The sequence below is a fragment of the Kitasatospora sp. NPDC036934 genome, from assembly GCF_055608425.1.
Map to the genome: position 1 here is coordinate 1 of NZ_JBVJQR010000083.1, position 1,237 is coordinate 1,237.

General features: G+C 73.9%; 2 protein-coding genes and 1 pseudogene. 1 reads left to right on the forward strand and 2 read right to left on the reverse strand.

What is annotated here, in order from left to right; all coding sequences use genetic code 11:
* On the reverse strand, nucleotides 1-265 hold a 265-nt coding region (locus tag ACZ7BZ_RS38335; protein ID WP_470362420.1), incomplete at its 3' end, for a hypothetical protein.
* On the reverse strand, nucleotides 258-770 hold the full coding sequence (locus tag ACZ7BZ_RS38340) for a SigE family RNA polymerase sigma factor (RefSeq protein WP_380461970.1): 513 nt from the start codon (nucleotides 768-770) through the stop codon (nucleotides 258-260). The genes ACZ7BZ_RS38340 and ACZ7BZ_RS38335, both read right to left, overlap by 8 nt.
* Nucleotides 771-1,023: 253 nt before the next feature.
* On the opposite strand from ACZ7BZ_RS38340, the pseudogene ACZ7BZ_RS38345 reads away from it, so the two are divergent.
* Nucleotides 1,024-1,237 (forward strand): annotated as a pseudogene (locus ACZ7BZ_RS38345) (hypothetical protein); the annotation flags it as partial.

Consider the following 1,237-nt stretch of genomic DNA (forward strand, 5'->3'; position numbering starts at 1 on the left):
GCTGGGAGGGGGAAGCCGACACGGAGGGGGCGGCTGTGGTGGCTGCGCCTTGTCGTGGGCCCGGCGAGTGCGGCGCGGACGGGAGTGCCAGGCATACGACGGCCGCGATGCAGGCGGTGGCGGCGGTCGCGGTGAGGACGTGCCGGCGGTGGCGGCGCCGGTCGGCGCGTCGGCGGACCTCCGCAGCGGGCAGGGCCGGTGCGGGAAGCTGCGAGCCGAGCAGCCGCAGCCGGTCGCCGAGGGTGTCGTGGACGGGGTCAGACACGGAGCTTTCCTTCCTCGCTGGTGGGGGACTGGTCGGCGAGTTTGGCCGCTAGTGCGGAACGACCGCGGGCGAGGCGGCTCTTGACGGCGCTGATGCTGGCGCCGGTCTCGGCCGCGACCTGCTCGACGGAGAGGTCGCACATGTGGTGCAGGACCAGGGCGCTCCGCTGTGCCTCGGGCAGGTCGCGGAGCGCGGTGACCAGCATCAGGTGCTCCTCGGTGGGCGGCTCGACGGTGGGTGGTTCTTGGCGGTGGTGGCGCCCGGCCAGGTGCAGGCCGCGGGCCAGACGTCGCCAGCGGGAGAGGGCCAGCCGCCGGGCCGTGGTCCGGATCCATGCCTCCGGGGCGCTGTTCGGGTCGAAGGTGCGCCGTCGGTCCCACGCGCGGATGAAGGCCTCCTGGACCACGTCCTGTGCTTCGGACCAGTTGCCGGTCAGCGCGTAGAGCTGCCCGGTCAGGCGGGAGAAGGACGCAGCGTAGAACGCGTCGAACTCCTGTGGCGTCATCAAGGGCCTCTCCTCCGGGGCTGTCCGTCAGCTCGCGGCACAGACGGCTCGCGAGGAAGCACTCCTCGGCCGCGGTGGTGGAGCCGTGCGACCTGGGCGGAGCCTCCCGGCCTGTACGCACGAGCGCCGTCCCAGGGTCGCACCCGCGGCCTATGACCTGGATCACGTGTGCGGGGTGCGACCTGCCGGGCATCGGGCGGCGTTCAGGGGCGCGGGCATCAAACCGGACGCCCGCAGGAAAGGACACGGATTCATGCGTATCCGCCCGATCGTGCTCATCGCCGCCGCAGCCGCAACCATCGCGACCGTGGGGGGAGTGGCCACTGCCGCGACCAGCACCCCCACGGCCACCCCGGCGGCTGCCCCCGCGGCCCAGGGCAAGCCCTCCGCTGCGCCCTCCGGCGCCGGCTCGACCGTCGCCCCGGTGTCCCCCAGCAGCGGCTCGGCCGTCACCGGTGCAACTGCCA

Coding starts and splice junctions, on each gene's coding strand:
- ACZ7BZ_RS38340 (WP_380461970.1), bottom strand. CDS start 770: ATGACGCCACAGGAGTTCGACGCGTTCTACGCTGCGTCCTTCTCCCGC.